We start from the raw sequence: 18,601 nt of genomic DNA on the forward strand, positions 1-18,601 counted from the left end.
GAGAGAAGTATGAAATTCGCTTTCAAGACCGTTGCTGCATTGGCGTTCGGACTGGCCAGTGTCGGCAGCGCTCATGCACAAGATATCGTGCGCCATGACGCAGGTAGTTTCCCGATATCGTCGGCGGTAGAAATCCCTGCCGGGAAGACGGTCGTCTACCTGAGCGGCTCCGTCCCGTCGGTGATCCACCCCGATGCGCCCAAGGATTCGCTGCAAGCCTTCGGTGATACCAAGGCACAAACCATCAATGTGCTCGAAAGCATCCAGCAGCAGCTGAAAGCGCTGGGCCTTGGCCTTACTGACGTGGTGAAGATGCAGGTGTTCCTGGTGGGCGGGCCGGAGAACGGCGGCAAAATGGATTTCGACGGTTTCATGGCCGGCTATACCCAGTTCTTCGGGCCAGCCGCCAAGCAGCCGGTTCTCCCTGCGCGCTCGGCGTTCCAGATTGCAGGCCTGGCGCACCCAGCCTGGCGGGTTGAGATCGAAGTGACAGCGGTTCGTCCCTGAGAGCCGTTTCTGAGGCCTGCGCGTCCTCCACTTGTAACGGATGCTTCCCGGTTCTGAGTGTGTTCCGGGGAGCAATTTACATTAGAAAAGCAGAGTTGTTTGTGCCGCGATCTTGATTGCTGAGTTGCGTCTTCAATGCGTTGAAGTGCTCCCTGACCGTCGTTACTACGTATTCCCAGAACGCCAGGTTCTCGACCGTCTGGCTAACTACCTGCAAAGGTAAAAATCTGCGCATTTCATTCTGAAAATCTTGCCTCGTCAGCTCCAGACCCAAGCTGGCCATCCGCTCATCTCCCTGCTTGAAGAGCACTTCGGCAGTGGTCATATGATCGGCGAGCTTTTGCTCGGCTAGCGTGTAGGCGGGCGCCACGGCCCGCTGCCTCAGCCAGGCTATATCCCACAGGTCACGATTCTTGATACGCCCTCGCCGCAGTGCAAATGCCAGAAGCTTGTCGACGAAGATCTCCTCCAGACTTTGCGCGTTGATGATCAAACCCTCCGTTCCCATGTCGACCCCATACGGGTTCAACAAGGTCATCGGCCTAGGCTGATAGGAGGGAATGGCACAGATAACGATATGTATTTTCTGCGCTGGCAGGTTTCGGGCCTCGGGTCGTGTCTGTATGCGCAGCTTCCACGTCTCGACATTGCCTTCTTCACGTGTAGGCTCGCTTACATCCACCTGCAATCCGTATTTTTCATTCAGGCTTGCAATGAGGTTTTCCTTCAGCGCAGCAAAACCCTTCCGGTTGAAATTCACGCCGCCAGTGAAGTCGAGGTCTTCGCTTAGCCGCCTGGAACCGTAGCAGGTCCGTAGGCATGTACCTCCGATGAAGCAGAGACCTTGCAGCATCCCTGACTCGCTCAGAATTCGCATGATGTCGTGGTGTAGCAGTTCCTTTTCCACGACCACTTGTAACGGGGCGAGGTCTGGAATGTTGGTCAGGGCCTGTTGGACTAGCCGGTCAAACAAGGTCATTGGCAATTTCCCAATCGATCAGGTCAAGGCTGCGCTTGGCGCGCTTCATGTCCGCGAGGGCGAGGGCCGGCTTGGCGCGCCACAACCGGCAGCGTTCGTCGTAGTCGATCTGGCCCTGAAGGTCGGCGGCCTTGCGTTTGGTGTGGATGAACTCGAGGGTGCCGAATGTACCGCACCGTACGATCTGGCTTCGCCCGGACGACATGAGGGTGATCCAGTTCAGGGGCACCTGCGAAATTATTCCTGCATCGCTAAGGGCGGATTCCAGGCTGATGTAGTTCAGGTTGTTCGCACGCAGACGTGCAGCGGCGTGATACAGAACAAGCCCTTGATTGGGCTTTACCGGGGTGTAGAGATAGAGACCACGGCAGAGTCGGATCAAGGTGCTGTCCTTGGCAGCCCGGCTCAATAGAGCCCGATAGGCGATATCGGAAAGGTCCGGGACCAGCGCTCGCATATCTGCAGGAGTGAACAGGTAGCGTTGCGCAGTGGCTAGCTGCTGCAGGCCTTTATAGAGACGTCGCAAGGGTTGTTCGTGCATGGCGGTGGCTCTACACAAAGTCACGATCAGTGACACCAAGTGTAGAACCGCAGCTACTAAGGTGCACAGAAAGTTACATTTTGCGTCACTTTCTGTTGAGCGCAAGAGCGGCGACGGCGCGACGGCCAATCAGCAGACGAAAAAAAACCGACCATAAGGTCGGTTTTTTCCGGATTTTGGTGCCCCGAGGGAGACTCGAACTCCCACTCCTTTCGAAAACGGATTTTGAATCCGCCGCGTCTACCAATTCCGCCATCAGGGCAGTGGCGCGCAGTATAGAGAGGTGCCGCTGGTCGGTCAATCGGCTTTCATGGTCAATTTTCACACATTGGGCTAAACTTCCCGGCCCTGCCGAACCGAACATCATCATGCGCGTCGCCGATTTTTCCTTCGAACTCCCCGATTCCCTGATCGCCCGCCACCCATTGGCCGAGCGCCATGGCAGCCGTCTGCTGGTCCTCGATGGGCCGAGCGGCGCGCTCTCGCATCAGCAATTTCCCGATCTGCTCGACTACCTGCGCCCCGGCGACCTGATGGTGTTCAACAACACCCGGGTGATCCCGGCGCGGTTGTTTGGCCAGAAAGCCTCCGGCGGCAAGCTGGAAGTGCTGGTCGAGCGTGTGCTCGACAGCCACCGGGTGCTGGCCCATGTGCGTGCCAGCAAGGCGCCGAAAGAAGGCGCGGTGATCCTCATCGATGGCGGTGGCGAGGCCGAAATGGTCGCGCGCCACGACACGCTGTTCGAGCTGCGCTTCACCGAAGAGGTGCTGCCACTGCTCGACCGCGTGGGCCACATGCCGCTGCCGCCGTACATTGACCGCCCCGACGAGGGCGCTGACCGTGAGCGCTACCAGACCGTGTACGCCCAGCGGGCCGGTGCAGTCGCTGCGCCTACCGCAGGCCTGCACTTCGATGAGGCGCTGCTCGAGAAAATCGCCGCCAAGGGCGTCGAGCGCGCCTTCGTCACCCTGCATGTGGGTGCTGGCACCTTCCAGCCGGTGCGGGTCGACAAGATCGAAGACCACCACATGCATAAAGAGTGGCTCGAAGTGAGCCAGGACGTGGTCGATGCCATCGAGGCCTGCCGCGCCCGTGGCGGCCGGGTGATCGCGGTTGGCACCACCAGCGTGCGCTCGCTGGAAAGCGCTGCGCGTAATGGCGTGCTCAAGGCCTTCAGCGGCGATACCGACATCTTCATCTACCCGGGCCGGCCATTCCACGTGGTCGACGCCTTGGTCACCAACTTCCACCTGCCGGAGTCCACGCTGCTGATGCTGGTCTCGGCCTTCGCCGGCTACCCCGAGACCATGGCCGCCTACGCGGCAGCGGTCGAGCAGGGGTACCGCTTCTTCAGTTACGGTGATGCCATGTTCATCACCCGCAATCCGGCGCCACGCGGCCCCGAGGATCAAGCATGAGTCGCACCTGTCGAATGTCCTTCGAACTGCTGGCCACCGACGGCAAGGCCCGTCGCGGTCGCATCACCTTCCCACGCGGCACCGTGGAAACCCCGGCGTTCATGCCGGTGGGCACCTACGGCACGGTCAAGGGCATGCTTCCACGTGATATCGAGGCCATTGGCGCCGAGATGATTCTCGGCAACACCTTCCACCTGTGGCTGCGCCCGGGCACCGAGGTGATCAAGAAGCACAACGGCCTGCACGATTTCATGCAGTGGAAAGGCCCGATCCTCACCGACTCCGGTGGTTTCCAGGTGTTCAGCCTGGGCGCCATGCGCAAGATCAAGGAAGAGGGCGTGACCTTCGCCTCGCCGGTCGATGGCTCCAAGGTGTTCATGGGCCCGGAAGAGTCGATGCAGGTTCAGCGTGACCTGGGCTCGGACGTGGTGATGATCTTCGACGAGTGTACCCCGTACCCGGCCGAGCACGATGTGGCGCGCACCTCCATGGAGCTGTCGCTGCGCTGGGCCCAGCGCTCGAAGAATGCTCACGCCGACAACACCGCGGCGCTGTTCGGTATCGTCCAGGGCGGTATGTACCAGGACCTGCGCATGCGCTCGCTGGAAGGCCTGGAAAACATCGGTTTCGACGGCCTGGCCATCGGCGGCCTGTCGGTCGGCGAGCCCAAGCACGAAATGATCAAGGTGCTGGACTACCTGCCGGGCCAGATGCCGGCTGACAAACCTCGTTACCTTATGGGGGTAGGCAAACCGGAAGATCTCGTTGAGGGTGTGCGCCGCGGTGTCGACATGTTCGACTGCGTGATGCCGACGCGTAACGCGCGCAACGGTCATCTGTTCGTCGATACAGGGGTGATCAAGATCCGCAATGCGTTCCATCGCCACGATGAATCGCCGCTGGATCCGACCTGTGACTGCTATACCTGCACCAACTTCTCGCGCGCCTATCTCCATCACCTGGACAAGTGCGGCGAAATGCTGAGCAGCATGCTGAATACCATCCACAATTTGCGCCATTACCAGCGCTTGATGGCCGGTTTACGCGAGGCTATTCAACAGGGTAAATTGGCCGCCTTTGTCGACGCCTTCTACGCCAAGCGCGGGCTTCCCGTACCGCCTTTGGACTAACTGTCTGCATCCATTATTAGAAAATTACCTTAGGAGTGCCCAATGAGCTTCTTGATCCCCGCCGCATACGCGGACGCTGCAGCACCTGCCGCTGGCCCAGCCGGTACCGGCTTCGAGTGGATTTTCCTGGTCGGTTTCCTGGTCATCTTCTACCTGATGATCTGGCGCCCGCAGGCCAAGCGTGCCAAAGAGCAGAAGAACCTGCTGGGCAACTTGCAGAAAGGTGACGAAGTTGTCACCAACGGCGGCATCGCCGGCAAGATCGTCAAAGTCACCGATGACTTCGTGGTGCTGGAAGTGTCCGACACTGTCGAACTGAAGTTCCAGAAGGGCGCGATCGCTGCGACCCTGCCAAAAGGTACGCTCAAGGCTATCTGAGTTACCGGTTTTATTTTCCAGTCGGGGCGCGCAACGCGCCCCGCGTCTTGAACGGGCGGCGTGATGCTGAACAAATACCCTCTGTGGAAATATGCACTGATCGTGCTGGTACTGGTGGTCGGTTTCATTTATTCCGCTCCCAACCTGTACCCGGATGACCCGGCGGTGCAGATCAGCGGTGCCAGCTCGGCGCTGCAGGTAAACCAGGCCGACCTCGATCGCGTCAGCAAGGCGCTGGTCGATGCCAAGATCGCCGTCAAGGGCGTTAGCCTGGGTGAGAAGGGCAGCGGGCTGATCCGCCTGACCAACCAGGAAGACCAGCTGCCAGCCAAGGATGTGGTGCGCAAGGCACTGGGCGATGATTACGTCGTGGCCCTGAACCTGGCCCAGACCACCCCGCAATGGCTGCGCAACCTGGGGGCAAGCCCGATGAAGCTGGGCCTGGACCTGTCCGGTGGTGTGCACTTCCTGCTGGAAGTGGACATGGACAAGGCCATGACGGCCCGCATGAAAGTCTACGAAGGCGAGGTCAAGACCTTGCTGCGCAAAGAGCGCATCCGCTACCGCAGCCTGCCTCAGCAGGATGGCGGCATCATGCTGGGCTTCTCTGACGATGCTACCCGCGAACAGGCACGTGCCCTGATCCGCAAGAATTTCAATGATTTCGACCTGACCACCACCGAACGCAACGAGCTTGCGGTGCTGCGCCTGGCGCTGACTCAGGCGAAAGTCGCCGAGATCCGCGAATACTCGATCAAGCAGAACCTCACCACTGTGCGCAACCGCGTCAACGAGCTGGGCGTGGCCGAGCCGCTGGTACAGCGTCAGGGCGCCAACCGTATCGTGGTCGAGCTGCCAGGCGTGCAGGACACCGCCGAAGCCAAGCGTATCCTCGGTAAAACTGCCAACCTGGAGTTCCGCTTCGGTGCCGAGCCGGGCGCGTCCAAGGCCACTACCGAGGTGTTCGAGTTCCGTGAAGGCGGCCGTTCCGCCCCGGTCGAGCGCGGCCTGATCATCACCGGTGACCAGGTTACCGACGCCCAGGCCAGCTTCGACGAACACGGTCGCCCGCAGGTGAACATCCGCCTGGATGGCCACGGTGGCGAGCTGATGAGCCGCGCTACCCGTAGCAACGTCGGTCGCAGCATGGCGGTGATCTTCATCGAGCAGAAACCGGTCACCCGCTACGTCAAGCAGACCGTCGACGGCGTCGAGAAGGACGTTGCCGTACAAAGCTTCGTCGAAGAGAAGAAAATCATCAGCCTGGCGACCATCCAGTCGCCGCTGGGCAGCCAGTTCCGCATTACCGGCCTGAACGGCCAGGGCGAATCGTCCGAGCTGGCCCTGCTGCTGCGTGCCGGTGGTCTGGCCGCGCCAATGTACTTCGCTGAAGAACGTACCATTGGTCCAAGCCTGGGTGCCGACAACATCACCAAGGGTATCGATGCGTCGCTGTGGGGCATGCTGTTCGTCTCGCTGTTCATCATTGCCATCTATCGCGGCTTCGGCGTGATCGCCACCATCGCCCTGGCGGGCAACATGGTGCTGCTGCTGGCCTTGATGTCGCTGCTGGGCGCCACCCTGACCCTGCCGGGTATTGCCGGTATCGTATTGACCATGGGTATGGCGGTGGACGCCAACGTGCTGATCTTCTCGCGTATCCGCGAAGAGCTGAAAGCCGGCATGTCGGTACAGCGCGCCATCCACGAAGGTTTCAACCGCGCCTACACCGCGATCATCGACGCCAACCTGACCAGCCTGCTGGTCGGCGGCATCCTGTTCGCCATGGGTACCGGCCCGGTCAAGGGCTTTGCGGTTACCATGTCCCTCGGGATTTTCACCTCGATGTTCACCGCCGTCATGGTGACCCGCGCAATGGTCAACCTGACCTGTGGCGGGCGTGACATCAAGAAGCTGTGGGTTTGAGGGAGCTGCGATGAAAACCATCAACTTCATGGGCGTGCGCAACGTTGCGTTCGCCATTACCGTGCTCCTCACCGTGCTGGCGCTGTTCAGCTGGTGGCAGAAGGGTCTGAACTTCGGCCTGGACTTCACCGGCGGTACGCTGATCGAGCTGACCTACGAGCGCCCGGCCGACCTCAAGGCAGTGCGTGCCGAGCTGGTCGATTCCGGCTTCCACGAGGCGGTGGTGCAGAGCTTTGGCGCTACCACCGACCTGCTGGTGCGTATGCCGGGCGATGACCCGCAGTTGGGCAATAAGGTAGCTGCCGCGCTGCAGAAGGCTGGCGGCGACAACCCGGCCACGCTCAAGCGTGTCGAGTTCGTCGGCCCGCAGGTGGGTGAAGAACTGCGCGACCAGGGCGGCATGGGCATGCTCCTGGCCTTGGGCGGCATCCTTATCTACCTGGCCTTCCGCTTCCAGTGGAAGTTCGCCGTGGGCGCGATCATCTCGCTGATCCACGACGTGGTGGTCACCCTGGGTATCCTGTCGTTCTTCCAGATCACCTTCGACTTGACGGTACTGGCAGCAGTGTTGGCGATCATCGGTTACTCGCTGAACGACACCATCGTCGTATTCGACCGGGTGCGTGAGAACTTCCGCGTCATGCGCAAGGCCTCGCTGATCGAGAACATCAACGTTTCCACCACGCAGACCCTGCTGCGCACCGTCGCGACTTCGGTTTCGACCTTGCTGGCCATTGCTGCGCTGCTGTTCTTCGGCGGTGACAATCTGTTCGGCTTCTCGCTGGCCCTGTTCATCGGCGTCATGGCCGGTACCTACTCGTCGATCTACATCGCCAACGTGGTACTGATCTGGCTGAACCTGAACAGCGAAGACCTGATCCCACCGGTCAAGGCCGAGGGTGTGGATGACCGTCCATAACGGTTAGCCATCGCCGTCTGGCAGCCCGAAAGGCGCGAGTATTGAACTCGCGCCTTTTTTTTTGCTCCAAGGCTGGGAGAAGCGCGGGTTGATACCCGCTGGTACGATCAGGAGGTCCACGTGAACAAATCAATGCTGGTGGGTGCGGTACTGGGTGCTGTCGGTGTGACTGCCGGAGGTGCTGTCGCGACCTACAGCTTGGTCAACAAGGGGCCTGAGTACGCCCAGGTCACCGACGTGCAGCCGATCAAGCAACAGGTAAAAACCCCGCGTGAGGTGTGCAAGGACGTCGCGGTGACGCGTCAGGCGCCGGTCAAGGACCAGCACCAGATCGCCGGTACCGTGGTAGGCGCCCTTGCCGGCGGCCTGCTGGGCAACCAGATTGGTGGTGGTACCGGTAAGAAGATCGCCACCGTAGCCGGTGCGGTCGGTGGTGGTTATGCCGGTAACAAGGTGCAGGAAGGCATGCAGCAGCGTGACACCTACACCACCACGCAAACCCGCTGCAACACGGTCAACGACATCAGTGAAAAAGTGGTGGGCTACAACGTGAAGTACACCATTGGTGACCAGGTGGGGCAGGTTAAGATGGACCGCGAGCCGGGGTCGACCATTCCGGTGGACAAGAATGGCAAGCTGATCCTGAGCGAAGCTGGCCAGTAAAGCCGAACGCGGTCTGCTCTGTGTAGGGGCGGCCTTGCGGCGCGATGGGGCGCGTAGCGGCCCCGGGATTTAGGCCATATCAGGAATTGCTGGGGCCGCTTCGCGGCCCTTTCGCGACACAAGGCCGCTCCTACAAGGATCGCGCAAGCCTTGGGGCGTTTAACTTCAGGCACAAAAAAGCACCCCGAGGGGTGCTTTTTGTTTGCCGGCAATCCGCGCTTAGCGCTTCATGCTTTCTGGCAGGTGCGGCTGGATAGCGGTCAATACGGCCTTGAAGCACTTGATGTTGCCTGCAACGATGTGGCCCTTGTCGAGGAAGTCGTGGCCACCGTTGAAGTCGCTCACCAAACCACCGGCTTCCTGGATCAGCAGCACGCCCGCTGCCATGTCCCACTCGGACAGGCCCGACTCCCAGAAGGCGTCGAAACGGCCGGCGGCCACGTAGGCCAGGTCCAGGCTGGCGGAGCCGGCGCGGCGGATGCCGGCGGTCTGGCCAGTCAGGGCGCGGAACATGCCCAGGTAGTTGTCCATGTCGGCCATCTGGCCGTCACGGAACGGGAAGCCGGTACCCAGCAGGGCGCCTTCCAGGCTGGTGCGCGAGCTGACACGCAGGCGGCGGCCGTTGAGCTGGGCGCCACGGCCACGGCTGGCGGTGAATTCTTCCTGGCGAACCGGGTCGACGATCACGGCGTGCTCAAGGCGACCACGGTATTTGCAGGCGATGCTGACAGCGAAGTGCGGGATGCCGCGCAGGAAGTTGGTGGTGCCGTCCAGCGGGTCGATGATCCACAGGTAATCCTTGCCCTCTTCGCCGCTACCCGCGTGCAGGCCGGTTTCTTCGCCCTGGATGGAGTGGTTCGGGTAGGCCTTGCGCAGGGCGTTGACGATGCTCTGCTCGGCAGCGCGATCGACTTCGGAAACGTAGTCCTTGGCCTCTTTCTCATCGACCTTGATGCTATCCAGGCGTTCGATGGAGCGGAAAATCAGTTCACTGGCGCTGCGAGCGGCGCGCAGGGCGATATTCAGCATAGGCTGCATGGGCGGGTCACCTGGAGATGTTAAAGAAGAAAGCCGATCATTCTAGCAGAAAACTTTGGCGGCAGAAGTGTCACATTTGCTTTCATGGCGTTACGTCTGTCGGTTCTGTAAGATCGATGGCCCTGATTCCTGCATCTGTGAGCACAACACCTTGCTGCAAAATATTCGTGTTGTTCTGGTCAATACCAGCCACCCCGGCAACATCGGCGGCGCTGCGCGTGCCATGAAAAACATGGGCTTGTCGCGTCTGGTGCTGGTGCAGCCGAAAGAATTCCCCGCCGCGGAGGCCAGTGCCCGTGCCTCGGGCGCCGACGATGTACTGGATAACGCCCAGGTGGTCGACAGCCTCGAACAGGCACTGGTCGGCTGCAACCTGGTGATGGGCACCAGCGCCCGCGAGCGCAGCATTCCCTGGCCGTTGATCGGCCCGCGCGAGTGCGGCGACAAGGCGGTGGAGCATGCCAATGGCGGCGAAGAAATCGCCTTGGTGTTCGGCCGCGAACATGCCGGCCTGACCAACGAAGAACTGCAGCGATGTCACTTCCACGTGCACATTCCCTCCAACCCCGACTTCAGCTCGCTGAACCTGGCTGCCGCCGTGCAGGTGCTCTCCTACGAGGTGCGCATGGCCTGGCTGGCTGCCGGTGCGGCACCGGGCAAGGTCGAGAAGGTTGACGCCAGCGAGCTGGCGACCATGGACGAAATGGAGCTGTTCTACGACCACCTGGAAAAAACCCTGGTGGGCATCGGCTTCCTCGACCCGGAAAAGCCCAAGCACCTGATGCCGCGCCTGCGCCGGTTGTATGGGCGGGTGGCGGTCGAGCGGACGGAAGTGAGCATTTTGCGCGGCATCCTTACCGAGACCCAGAAAGTGGTCCGGGGCGAGCCGCATAAACGGAAGGACTGACAGATGTTTGAACGCCTGCGTGAAGATATTCAAAGCGTATTCCACCGTGACCCGGCTGCGCGCAATGCCTTCGAGGTGCTCACCTGCTACCCCGGCATGCATGCCATCTGGCTGCACCGCCTGGGCAATGCCCTATGGAAGCGCGATTTCAAGTGGCTGGCCCGGCTGGTGTCGAATTTCGGCCGTTGGCTGACCGGTATCGAGATCCATCCGGGGGCCACCATTGGCCGGCGCTTCTTTATTGACCATGGCATGGGCATCGTCATTGGCGAAACCGCCGAGATCGGCGACGACGTCACTCTGTACCAGGGCGTGACCCTGGGCGGCACCAGCTGGAACAAGGGCAAGCGCCACCCCACCCTGGAAAACGGCGTGGTGGTAGGGGCGGGGGCCAAGGTGCTGGGCCCGTTCACCGTCGGTGCCGGGGCCAAGATCGGCTCCAATGCGGTGGTGACCAAGGCGGTGCCGGCGGGCGCCACGGCGGTGGGCATCCCCGGGCGGATCATCGTCAAGAGCGAAGACAGCGAAGTCGAAGCCAAGCGCAAGGCCATGGCCGAGAAGATCGGCTTCGATGCCTACGGTGTCAGTGGCGACATGCCCGACCCGGTGGCGCGTGCCATCGGCCAGATGCTTGACCACCTGCAGGCCGTCGACGAGCGCTTGGAGGGTATGTGTGGGGCGCTGACCAAGATGGGCAGTGACTACTGTGCCAAGGAGCTGCCGGCCTTGCCGGACGATGACTTCACCGAAGTTGCCCAGGTGGCTCAGCGCGACACTCAGTCGCATTGATTGCGCCGCGCTGAAATCATAGTGACATACGGGGCGTGTGATCGCGCCCCTTGTCTGCTACAATCGCGCCCGCCTCCCCGATGCAAACCCGACTAAAGCAGTAGGTCTAATAGTTGACTTAAATGCTCGGGAATCGCATACTCGCACACATCCCGAAACTCCCGTGGTACCCAATAGCCATGCGACTGACTACCAAAGGCCGATACGCCGTGACTGCCATGCTTGACCTGGCGTTGCACGCGCAGCATGGGCCGGTGTCTTTGGCCGACATTTCCGAACGCCAGGGCATTTCCCTCTCTTATCTGGAACAGCTGTTCGCCAAGCTGCGCCGCAGCAGCCTGGTTTCCAGCGTGCGCGGTCCAGGTGGCGGCTACCAGCTGTCGCGGGGCATGGAAACCATCCAGGTGGCCCAGGTCATCGACGCGGTCAATGAGTCCGTCGATGCCACCCGTTGCCAGGGCCTCGGGGACTGCCATGCCGGTGATACCTGCCTGACCCACCACCTGTGGTGCGACCTCAGCCAGCAGATCCATGAATTCCTCAGCGGCATCAGCCTGGCCGACCTCGTCATGCGCCGTGAGGTGCAGGAAGTCGCCCAGCGCCAGGACCTGCGTCGTGTCGCAGGCCGAACCGCCCAGCTGGACAAGATTGAGACGTCTGCCGTCGATTGATCCCCCAGGGACGACGAGCGACGCCACCGCCTGATAGGAGAGACAAATGAAGTTGCCGATCTACCTCGATTACTCCGCGACCACTCCGGTTGACCCACGCGTCGCCCAGAAGATGGCCGAATGCCTGCTGGTTGACGGGAACTTCGGTAACCCGGCTTCGCGCTCCCACGTCTTCGGCTGGAAGGCCGAGGAAGCGGTCGAGAACGGTCGCCGCCAGGTTGCCGAGCTGATCAACGCCGACCCGCGTGAAATCGTCTGGACCAGCGGTGCTACCGAGTCCGACAACCTCGCGCTGAAAGGTGTCGCGCACTTCTATCAGACCAAGGGCAAGCACATCATCACCTCCAAGATCGAGCACAAGGCGGTCCTGGATACCGCTCGCCAGCTGGAGCGTGAAGGTTTCGAAGTCACCTACCTTGAGCCAGGCGAAGACGGCATCGTCACCCCGGCCATGGTCGAAGCCGTACTGCGTGACGACACCATCCTGGTCTCGCTGATGCACGTGAACAACGAAGTCGGCTCGATCAACGACATCGCCGCCATCGGTGAACTGACCCGTTCGCGCGGCGTGCTGTTCCACGTTGACGCCGCCCAGTCGGCCGGCAAGGTCGAAATCGACGTGCAAAAGCTGAAGGTCGACCTGATGTCGTTCTCGGCGCACAAGGTCTACGGCCCGAAAGGCATCGGCGCGCTGTACGTCAGCCGCAAGCCTCGCGTACGCCTTGAAGCCATCATTCACGGCGGTGGCCATGAGCGCGGCATGCGTTCGGGCACCCTGCCGACTCACCAGATCGTCGGCATGGGCGAAGCCTTCGCCATCGCCAAGCAGGAAATGGCCGCGGAAAACGTGCGCATCAAGGCCCTGAGCGACCGCTTCTTCAAGCAGGTCTCCAACCTTGAAGAGCTGTACGTCAACGGCAGCCAGACTGCCCGCGTTCCGCACAACCTGAACCTGAGCTTCAACTACGTCGAAGGCGAATCGCTGCTGATGTCGCTGAAGGACATCGCCGTATCGTCCGGTTCGGCCTGCACCTCCGCGTCGCTCGAGCCGTCGTACGTACTGCGCGCCCTGGGCCGCAACGACGAGCTGGCGCACAGCTCGATCCGCTTCTCCTTCGGCCGCTTCACCAGCGAAGAAGAAGTCGACTACGCCGCGCAGAAAGTCTGCGAGGCCGTCAACAAACTGCGTGAACTGTCGCCGCTGTGGGACATGTACAAAGACGGCGTCGATATCTCCAAGATCGAGTGGGCCGCCCACTAAGCAGTCGCCGGCAAGAGCGGCTCCCCTGATGAGGAAGGAATAGCACCATGGCATACAGTGAAAAGGTCATCGACCACTACGAAAACCCACGCAACGTCGGCAAGATGAATGCCGAGGACCCGGATGTCGGTACCGGCATGGTCGGCGCCCCTGCGTGCGGTGACGTGATGCGTCTGCAAATCAAGGTCAACGAGCAGGGTGTCATCGAAGACGCCAAGTTCAAGACCTACGGCTGCGGTTCGGCCATCGCTTCCAGCTCCCTCGCCACCGAGTGGATGAAGGGCAAGACCCTGGACGAAGCCGAAACCATCAAGAACACCCAGCTGGCCGAAGAACTGGCGCTGCCGCCGGTCAAGATTCACTGCTCGGTACTCGCCGAAGATGCCATCAAGGCAGCTGTACGCGATTACAAGCAGAAGAAAGGCTTGATCTAAGTCGCCTGTTGCAAGGTAAGGAGTCCTGATGGCTATCAGCATGACAGAAGCCGCCGCCAACCACATTCGCCGCTCCCTTGACGGGCGCGGCAAAGGTGAGGGCATTCGCCTGGGCGTGCGCACCACCGGTTGCTCGGGCCTGGCCTACGTGCTGGAGTTCGTCGACGAACTGGCGGACGAAGACACCGTGTTCGAGAACCATGGCGTGAAGGTGATCATCGATCCCAAGAGCCTGGTCTACCTCGACGGTACCGAGCTGGACTTCGTCAAGGAAGGGTTGAACGAAGGCTTCAAGTTCAACAACCCCAACGTGCGCGGTGAATGTGGCTGCGGCGAAAGCTTCAACGTTTGAGGCTGGCTGTGGGTACTCCTTGTCATTACGCATTGTTTGACCTCCAGCCAAGCTTCCGCCTGGATCTCGACAAGCTGGCCACTCGCTATCGCGAGCTGGCCCGCGAAGTCCATCCCGACCGCTTTGCCGACGCCTCCGAGCGCGAGCAGCGGGTAGCGCTGGAAAAGTCCGCAGCCCTCAACGACGCCTACCAGACCCTGCGCAGTGCGCCGCGTCGCGCCCGCTACTTGCTGGCTATCAGCGGCCACGAAGTGCCTCAGGAAGTCACGGTCCATGACCCGGACTTCCTGTTGCAGCAGATGCAGTGGCGCGAAGAGCTCGAAGAGTTGCAGGACGAAGCCGACCTTGACGGTGTCGGCGTGTTCAAGAAGCGCCTTAAGGCCGCCCAGGACACGCTGAACGAGGACTTTGCCGCCTGCTGGGATGCCCCAGGCGAGCGCGACAAGGCCGAGCGCCTGATGCGCCGCATGCAGTTCCTCGACAAGCTCGCCCAAGAAGTGCGCCAACTGGAAGAGCGCCTCGACGATTAACCCGGTGTCGCCCGTGATGACACCTAAGGTATTCAGATAAGCATGGCCCTACTGCAGATTGCCGAACCCGGTCAAAGCCCTCAGCCGCACCAGCGCCGCCTGGCGGTGGGGATCGACCTGGGTACCACCAACTCTCTGGTCGCTGCATTGCGCAGCGGCCGCAGCGAGCCCCTGCCTGATGCGCAGGGTAACGTCATTCTGCCGTCCGCGGTGCGCTACCTCGACGGGCGCATTGAAGTGGGGCAGGGCGCGCGTGAAGCCGCTTCCAGCGACCCGCTGAACACCGTGCTGTCGGTCAAGCGCCTGATGGGGCGCGGCCTGGCCGACGTCAAGCAACTGGGCGAGCAACTGCCGTACCGCTTTGTTGGCGGTGAGTCGCACATGCCGTTCATCGACACCGTGCAGGGCCCGAAAAGCCCGGTACAAGTGTCTGCCGATATCCTCAAAGTGCTGCGTGAACGGGCCGAAGCGACGCTGGGTGGCGAGCTGGTGGGGGCGGTGATCACCGTGCCGGCCTATTTCGACGATGCCCAGCGCCAGGCCACCAAGGACGCTGCGCGCCTGGCAGGCCTGAACGTGCTGCGCCTGCTCAACGAGCCGACTGCAGCTGCCGTGGCCTACGGCCTGGACCAGAACGCCGAAGGCGTGGTGGCCATCTATGACTTGGGCGGCGGTACTTTCGATATCTCCATCCTGCGCCTGACGGCTGGCGTGTTCGAAGTGCTGGCCACCGGTGGCGATACCGCCCTGGGCGGTGACGACTTCGACCACGCCATTGCCGGCTGGATTATCGAGCAGGCCGGGCTGTCGTCCGATCTGGACCCGGCTACCCAGCGCGCATTGCTGCAAACTGCTTGCGCCGCCAAGGAAGCCCTGACCGACGCCGATGTGGTCAGTGTCAGCCATGGCGCCTGGCAAGGGGAGCTGAGCCGTGCCGCTTTCGAAACCATGATCGAGCCAATGGTCGCTCGCAGCCTCAAGGCTTGCCGCCGCGCCGTGCGCGACAGTGGCGTGGAGCTGGAGGAAGTCAGTGCCGTGGTCATGGTCGGTGGTTCGACCCGCGTACCGCGTGTGCGTGAAGCCGTGGGCGCGCTGTTCGGCCGTACCCCGCTGACCTCGATCGACCCCGACCAGGTGGTGGCCATTGGTGCCGCCATCCAGGCCGACACCCTGGCCGGCAACCGCCGCGAAGGTGGCGAACTGCTGCTGCTCGACGTCATCCCGCTGTCGCTTGGCCTTGAGACCATGGGCGGGCTGATGGAGAAGGTAATTCCACGCAACACCACCATTCCGGTGGCCCGTGCACAGGAATTCACCACGTATAAAGATGGCCAGACGGCCATGATGATCCACGTGCTGCAGGGCGAACGCGAGCTGATCAGCGACTGCCGATCGCTGGCCCGCTTCGAACTGCGCGGCATCCCGGCCATGGTCGCCGGCTCGGCAAAAATCCGCGTTACCTTCCAGGTCGATGCCGACGGCCTGCTCAGCGTCGCCGCGCGCGAGCTGGGTTCGGGCGTGGAAGCCAGCATCCAGGTCAAGCCGTCCTACGGCCTGACCGACGGCGAAATCGCCCGCATGCTCAAGGACTCGTTCGAACACGCCGGTTCCGACAAGCATGCCCGCCAGCTGCGCGAGCACCAGGTGGACGGCGAGCGCCTGCTCGAAGCGGTACAGGGCGCCCTGGACGCCGACGGCGAACGCCTGCTTAGCAGTGACGAGCGCGACGCCATCGAATTCCAGATGCAAGAACTACGTGATTTGCTGACGGGCACCGATGGCGCAGCCATCGAGCAACAGACCAAGCGTCTGTCGCAGGTGACCGACGCATTTGCCGCCCGTCGCCTTGATTCGACGGTCAAAGCCGCACTGGCCGGGCGCAACCTGAATGAGATCGAGGAGTAATCGATGCCGCTGGTGACTTTCCTGCCGCATGAGAAGTTCTGCCCCGAAGGCCTGACCGTGGAAGTGCCTGCCGGGACCAACATCCTGGAGCTGGCCCACGACCATCACATCGAGATGGAAAGCGCCTGTGGTGGTGTAAAGGCCTGTACCACTTGCCACTGCATCGTGCGCAAGGGCTTCGATTCGCTCGAAGAGGCTGACGAGCTGGAAGAAGACATGCTGGACAAGGCCTGGGGCCTGGAGGCGCAATCGCGCCTGGGTTGCCAGGTGGTGGTCGCCGACCAAGACCTGACCATCGAGATCCCCAAGTATTCGCTGAACCACGCTGCCGAAGCACCGCACTGAGGGCCTGTACATGAGTCTGAAATGGGTTGATGTACTTGAGATCGCAATCCAGCTTGCAGAAAGCAAGCCTGAGGTCGATCCTCGTTATGTGAATTTCGTCGACCTGCACCGCTGGGTGCTGGCATTGCCAGAATTCAGCGACGATCCGTCACGCGGCGGTGAGAAAGTGCTTGAGGCTATCCAGGCTGCCTGGATCGACGAAGCCGACTAAGCGTCATGTGCAGGTTAGGCAATCCCCTGAAACCCGCGTATAATTCGCGGGTTTAATTTTTCGTAACACTCATATTCTGGAGTTTTCCATGGCTGTTCAACGTACTTTCTCGATCATCAAGCCTGACGCAGTAGCCAAAAACGTCATCGGCAAGATCACCACCCGCTTCGAAGAAGCCGGCCTGAAAATCGTTGCCTCGAAAATCAAGCAACTGTCCAAAGCCGAAGCCGAAGGCTTCTACGCTGAGCACAGCGAGCGCGGCTTCTTCGGTGACCTGGTTGCCTTCATGACTTCCGGTCCGGTTGTTGTTCAGGTGCTGGAAGGCGAAAACGCCATCGCCAAGAACCGTGAGCTGATGGGCGCTACCAACCCTAAAGAAGCTGCTGCCGGCACCATCCGTGCTGACTTCGCCGAGTCGATCGACGCCAACGCCGTTCACGGTTCGGACTCCGAAGCTGCTGCTGCTCGCGAAATCGCTTACTTCTTCGCTGCTACCGAGGTAACCACTCGCTAAGCGAAAGCTTACGGGTGAGGGTGAATCCATGACGACATCTACTGGCAAAATCAACCTGTTGGGCCTGACCCAGCCGGAAATGGAACAGTTCTTCGACTCTATCGGGGAGAAGCGCTTCCGTGCCGGCCAGGTGATGAAATGGATTCACCACTTTGGCGTGTCCGACTTTGCGGCCATGACCAACGTAGGCAAGGTCTTGCGCGAAAAGCTCGAGGCCGTTGCCGAGATTCGCCCCCCGGAAGTGGTCAGTGAAGACATTTCCGCCGACGGCACCCGCAAATGGGTGATCCGCGTTGCCTCCGGCAGCTGCGTCGAGACCGTCTACATTCCTACCGACGATCGCGGCACCCTGTGCGTGTCGTCGCAAGCCGGCTGTGCTTTGGACTGCAGCTTCTGCTCCACCGGCAAGCAAGGCTTCAACAGCAACCTCACCGCCGCCGAAGTGATCGGCCAGGTGTGGCTTGCCAACAAATCCTTCGGGACCGTTCCTGCCAAAGTCGACCGCGCGATTACCAACGTGGTGATGATGGGCATGGGCGAGCCCCTGCTGAACTTCGACAACGTCATCGCCGCCATGAAAATCATGATGGATGACCTGGGCTATGGCATTTCCAAGCGTCGCGTCACCCTGTCCACTTCGGGCGTGGTACCGATGATCGACGAACTGGCCAAGCACATCGACGTGTCGCTGGCCCTGTCGCTGCATGCGCCGAACGACGCGCTGCGCAACCAGCTGGTGCCGATCAACAAGAAGTACCCGCTGAAAATGCTGCTGGAATCGTGCATGGGCTACATGGCCACCCTGGGTGGCAAGCGTGTGCTGACCGTTGAATACACCCTGCTCAAGGACGTCAACGACCAGCCGGAGCACGCTGCGCAGATGATCGAGCTGCTGCGCGACGTACCGTGCAAGATCAACCTGATCCCGTTCAACCCGTTCCCGCACTCGGGCTACGAGCGGCCGAGCAATAACGCCATTCGTCGCTTCCAGGACCTGCTGCACCACGGTGGTTTCAACGTCACCACCCGTACCACCCGGGGCGACGACATCGACGCCGCCTGTGGTCAGCTGGTTGGCCAGGTCAACGACCGTACCCGCCGCAGCGAGCGCTACATCGCCGTGCGCCAGCTTTCCGCGGACGTCGAGCTGCAAGACAGCGCCGCCAGCCACTGACCGGGACCT

General features: G+C 61.4%; 22 protein-coding genes and 1 tRNA gene. 19 read left to right on the forward strand and 4 right to left on the reverse strand.

Annotation, left to right across the window (positions count from 1 at the left end):
* The first annotated feature begins 9 nt into the window (after nucleotides 1-9).
* Entirely contained in the window at nucleotides 10-507 is a 498-nt protein-coding gene (locus ACI2KG_RS16790) for a RidA family protein (protein ID WP_404662625.1), read from the forward strand.
* A gap of 76 nt (nucleotides 508-583) precedes the next feature.
* Here ACI2KG_RS16790 and ACI2KG_RS16795 read toward each other — a convergent pair whose 3' ends face one another.
* The 3 genes from ACI2KG_RS16795 to ACI2KG_RS16805 all read right to left on the reverse strand — a co-directional run bounded on the left by ACI2KG_RS16795 (nucleotide 584) and on the right by ACI2KG_RS16805 (nucleotide 2,289).
* Nucleotides 584-1,486: a nucleotidyl transferase AbiEii/AbiGii toxin family protein gene (locus ACI2KG_RS16795; RefSeq protein ID WP_404662626.1), complete on the reverse strand. Its 903-nt coding sequence runs from the start codon at nucleotides 1,484-1,486 to the stop codon at nucleotides 584-586.
* Nucleotides 1,473-2,027, reverse strand: a complete 555-nt coding sequence (gene abiEi, locus ACI2KG_RS16800; RefSeq protein ID WP_404662627.1) for a type IV toxin-antitoxin system AbiEi family antitoxin — start codon at nucleotides 2,025-2,027, stop codon at nucleotides 1,473-1,475. The genes ACI2KG_RS16795 and abiEi overlap by 14 nt, the downstream gene beginning before the upstream one ends.
* A 177-nt stretch (nucleotides 2,028-2,204) precedes the next feature.
* Nucleotides 2,205-2,289 (reverse strand) — tRNA-Leu (locus tag ACI2KG_RS16805).
* Nucleotides 2,290-2,395: 106 nt separating this feature from the next.
* Here ACI2KG_RS16805 and queA point away from each other — a divergent pair.
* The 6 genes from queA to ACI2KG_RS16835 all read left to right on the forward strand — a co-directional run bounded on the left by queA (nucleotide 2,396) and on the right by ACI2KG_RS16835 (nucleotide 8,461).
* Complete coding sequence (queA, locus tag ACI2KG_RS16810; protein ID WP_404662628.1) at nucleotides 2,396-3,445, forward strand: tRNA preQ1(34) S-adenosylmethionine ribosyltransferase-isomerase QueA; 1,050 nt, start codon at nucleotides 2,396-2,398, stop codon at nucleotides 3,443-3,445.
* 14 nt (nucleotides 3,446-3,459) lie between these two features.
* Complete coding sequence (tgt, locus tag ACI2KG_RS16815) at nucleotides 3,460-4,575, forward strand: tRNA guanosine(34) transglycosylase Tgt (RefSeq protein WP_014589748.1); 1,116 nt, start codon at nucleotides 3,460-3,462, stop codon at nucleotides 4,573-4,575.
* Nucleotides 4,576-4,617: 42 nt separating this feature from the next.
* A complete protein-coding gene (yajC, locus tag ACI2KG_RS16820) occupies nucleotides 4,618-4,953 on the forward strand; it encodes a preprotein translocase subunit YajC (protein WP_027595530.1) in 336 nt (111 codons plus the stop codon).
* A 63-nt stretch (nucleotides 4,954-5,016) separates the two neighbouring features.
* A complete protein-coding gene (gene secD / locus ACI2KG_RS16825; protein ID WP_404662629.1) occupies nucleotides 5,017-6,879 on the forward strand; it encodes a protein translocase subunit SecD in 1,863 nt (620 codons plus the stop codon).
* Nucleotides 6,880-6,889: 10 nt separating this feature from the next.
* A complete protein-coding gene (secF, locus tag ACI2KG_RS16830) occupies nucleotides 6,890-7,798 on the forward strand; it encodes a protein translocase subunit SecF (RefSeq protein WP_404662630.1) in 909 nt (302 codons plus the stop codon).
* A 120-nt stretch (nucleotides 7,799-7,918) separates the two neighbouring features.
* Nucleotides 7,919-8,461 (forward strand): glycine zipper 2TM domain-containing protein, encoded by a 543-nt coding sequence (locus ACI2KG_RS16835; protein WP_400615234.1) that lies wholly within the window; start codon nucleotides 7,919-7,921, stop codon nucleotides 8,459-8,461.
* Between the two features lie 219 nt (nucleotides 8,462-8,680).
* On the opposite strand, the gene suhB is transcribed toward ACI2KG_RS16835, so the two are convergent.
* Entirely contained in the window at nucleotides 8,681-9,499 is an 819-nt protein-coding gene (suhB, locus tag ACI2KG_RS16840; protein WP_003248548.1) for an inositol-phosphate phosphatase, read from the reverse strand.
* A 151-nt stretch (nucleotides 9,500-9,650) separates the two neighbouring features.
* Between suhB and trmJ the strand changes: the two genes are divergently transcribed.
* The 12 genes from trmJ to rlmN all read left to right on the forward strand — a co-directional run bounded on the left by trmJ (nucleotide 9,651) and on the right by rlmN (nucleotide 18,592).
* Nucleotides 9,651-10,406, forward strand: a complete 756-nt coding sequence (gene trmJ / locus ACI2KG_RS16845; RefSeq protein ID WP_404662631.1) for a tRNA (cytosine(32)/uridine(32)-2'-O)-methyltransferase TrmJ — start codon at nucleotides 9,651-9,653, stop codon at nucleotides 10,404-10,406.
* Between the two features lie 3 nt (nucleotides 10,407-10,409).
* Nucleotides 10,410-11,195, forward strand: a complete 786-nt coding sequence (gene cysE, locus ACI2KG_RS16850; RefSeq protein ID WP_201198612.1) for a serine O-acetyltransferase — start codon at nucleotides 10,410-10,412, stop codon at nucleotides 11,193-11,195.
* Nucleotides 11,196-11,374: 179 nt separating this feature from the next.
* On the forward strand, nucleotides 11,375-11,866 hold the full coding sequence (iscR, locus tag ACI2KG_RS16855) for a Fe-S cluster assembly transcriptional regulator IscR (protein WP_008092572.1): 492 nt from the start codon (nucleotides 11,375-11,377) through the stop codon (nucleotides 11,864-11,866).
* 46 nt (nucleotides 11,867-11,912) lie between these two features.
* Nucleotides 11,913-13,127 (forward strand): IscS subfamily cysteine desulfurase, encoded by a 1,215-nt coding sequence (locus ACI2KG_RS16860; protein WP_201198613.1) that lies wholly within the window; start codon nucleotides 11,913-11,915, stop codon nucleotides 13,125-13,127.
* 47 nt (nucleotides 13,128-13,174) lie between these two features.
* On the forward strand, nucleotides 13,175-13,561 hold the full coding sequence (gene iscU, locus ACI2KG_RS16865; protein ID WP_003248539.1) for a Fe-S cluster assembly scaffold IscU: 387 nt from the start codon (nucleotides 13,175-13,177) through the stop codon (nucleotides 13,559-13,561).
* A 28-nt stretch (nucleotides 13,562-13,589) separates the two neighbouring features.
* A complete protein-coding gene (gene iscA / locus ACI2KG_RS16870) occupies nucleotides 13,590-13,913 on the forward strand; it encodes an iron-sulfur cluster assembly protein IscA (RefSeq protein ID WP_060511418.1) in 324 nt (107 codons plus the stop codon).
* Between the two features lie 8 nt (nucleotides 13,914-13,921).
* Complete coding sequence (hscB, locus tag ACI2KG_RS16875) at nucleotides 13,922-14,443, forward strand: co-chaperone HscB (protein WP_003248535.1); 522 nt, start codon at nucleotides 13,922-13,924, stop codon at nucleotides 14,441-14,443.
* A gap of 42 nt (nucleotides 14,444-14,485) precedes the next feature.
* Nucleotides 14,486-16,348 (forward strand): Fe-S protein assembly chaperone HscA, encoded by a 1,863-nt coding sequence (hscA, locus tag ACI2KG_RS16880; RefSeq protein WP_404662632.1) that lies wholly within the window; start codon nucleotides 14,486-14,488, stop codon nucleotides 16,346-16,348.
* Nucleotides 16,349-16,351: 3 nt separating this feature from the next.
* On the forward strand, nucleotides 16,352-16,693 hold the full coding sequence (gene fdx / locus ACI2KG_RS16885; RefSeq protein WP_027913689.1) for an ISC system 2Fe-2S type ferredoxin: 342 nt from the start codon (nucleotides 16,352-16,354) through the stop codon (nucleotides 16,691-16,693).
* 10 nt (nucleotides 16,694-16,703) lie between these two features.
* On the forward strand, nucleotides 16,704-16,904 hold the full coding sequence (gene iscX, locus ACI2KG_RS16890) for a Fe-S cluster assembly protein IscX (RefSeq protein WP_003248529.1): 201 nt from the start codon (nucleotides 16,704-16,706) through the stop codon (nucleotides 16,902-16,904).
* Nucleotides 16,905-16,992: 88 nt separating this feature from the next.
* Nucleotides 16,993-17,418 (forward strand): nucleoside-diphosphate kinase, encoded by a 426-nt coding sequence (gene ndk / locus ACI2KG_RS16895; protein WP_023533373.1) that lies wholly within the window; start codon nucleotides 16,993-16,995, stop codon nucleotides 17,416-17,418.
* Nucleotides 17,419-17,446: 28 nt separating this feature from the next.
* The gene (rlmN, locus tag ACI2KG_RS16900; protein WP_404662633.1) at nucleotides 17,447-18,592 is read left to right on the forward strand and encodes a 23S rRNA (adenine(2503)-C(2))-methyltransferase RlmN; all 1,146 of its coding nucleotides are present in this window, start codon (nucleotides 17,447-17,449) and stop codon (nucleotides 18,590-18,592) included.
* Nucleotides 18,593-18,601 lie beyond the last annotated feature (9 nt).

This window comes from Pseudomonas sp. NPDC089407 (assembly GCF_044900445.1).
In the GTDB taxonomy this organism is placed as follows: Bacteria; Pseudomonadota; Gammaproteobacteria; order Pseudomonadales; family Pseudomonadaceae; genus Aquipseudomonas.

Excerpts from the sequence above, each read along its gene's own strand:
- secD (WP_404662629.1), top strand. The coding sequence starts at position 5,017 with ATGCTGAACAAATACCCTCTGTGGAAATATGCACTGATCGTGCTGGTA.
- secF (WP_404662630.1), top strand. The coding sequence starts at position 6,890 with ATGAAAACCATCAACTTCATGGGCGTGCGCAACGTTGCGTTCGCCATT.
- cysE (WP_201198612.1), top strand. The coding sequence starts at position 10,410 with ATGTTTGAACGCCTGCGTGAAGATATTCAAAGCGTATTCCACCGTGAC.
- iscU (WP_003248539.1), top strand. The coding sequence starts at position 13,175 with ATGGCATACAGTGAAAAGGTCATCGACCACTACGAAAACCCACGCAAC.
- abiEi (WP_404662627.1), bottom strand. The coding sequence starts at position 2,027 with ATGCACGAACAACCCTTGCGACGTCTCTATAAAGGCCTGCAGCAGCTA.
- yajC (WP_027595530.1), top strand. The coding sequence starts at position 4,618 with ATGAGCTTCTTGATCCCCGCCGCATACGCGGACGCTGCAGCACCTGCC.
- ACI2KG_RS16860 (WP_201198613.1), top strand. The coding sequence starts at position 11,913 with ATGAAGTTGCCGATCTACCTCGATTACTCCGCGACCACTCCGGTTGAC.
- ACI2KG_RS16795 (WP_404662626.1), bottom strand. The coding sequence starts at position 1,486 with ATGACCTTGTTTGACCGGCTAGTCCAACAGGCCCTGACCAACATTCCA.
- suhB (WP_003248548.1), bottom strand. The coding sequence starts at position 9,499 with ATGCAGCCTATGCTGAATATCGCCCTGCGCGCCGCTCGCAGCGCCAGT.
- tgt (WP_014589748.1), top strand. The coding sequence starts at position 3,460 with ATGTCCTTCGAACTGCTGGCCACCGACGGCAAGGCCCGTCGCGGTCGC.
- ACI2KG_RS16790 (WP_404662625.1), top strand. The coding sequence starts at position 10 with ATGAAATTCGCTTTCAAGACCGTTGCTGCATTGGCGTTCGGACTGGCC.
- fdx (WP_027913689.1), top strand. The coding sequence starts at position 16,352 with ATGCCGCTGGTGACTTTCCTGCCGCATGAGAAGTTCTGCCCCGAAGGC.
- rlmN (WP_404662633.1), top strand. The coding sequence starts at position 17,447 with ATGACGACATCTACTGGCAAAATCAACCTGTTGGGCCTGACCCAGCCG.
- iscX (WP_003248529.1), top strand. The coding sequence starts at position 16,704 with ATGAGTCTGAAATGGGTTGATGTACTTGAGATCGCAATCCAGCTTGCA.
- iscR (WP_008092572.1), top strand. The coding sequence starts at position 11,375 with ATGCGACTGACTACCAAAGGCCGATACGCCGTGACTGCCATGCTTGAC.
- ndk (WP_023533373.1), top strand. The coding sequence starts at position 16,993 with ATGGCTGTTCAACGTACTTTCTCGATCATCAAGCCTGACGCAGTAGCC.
- iscA (WP_060511418.1), top strand. The coding sequence starts at position 13,590 with ATGGCTATCAGCATGACAGAAGCCGCCGCCAACCACATTCGCCGCTCC.
- queA (WP_404662628.1), top strand. The coding sequence starts at position 2,396 with ATGCGCGTCGCCGATTTTTCCTTCGAACTCCCCGATTCCCTGATCGCC.
- hscA (WP_404662632.1), top strand. The coding sequence starts at position 14,486 with ATGGCCCTACTGCAGATTGCCGAACCCGGTCAAAGCCCTCAGCCGCAC.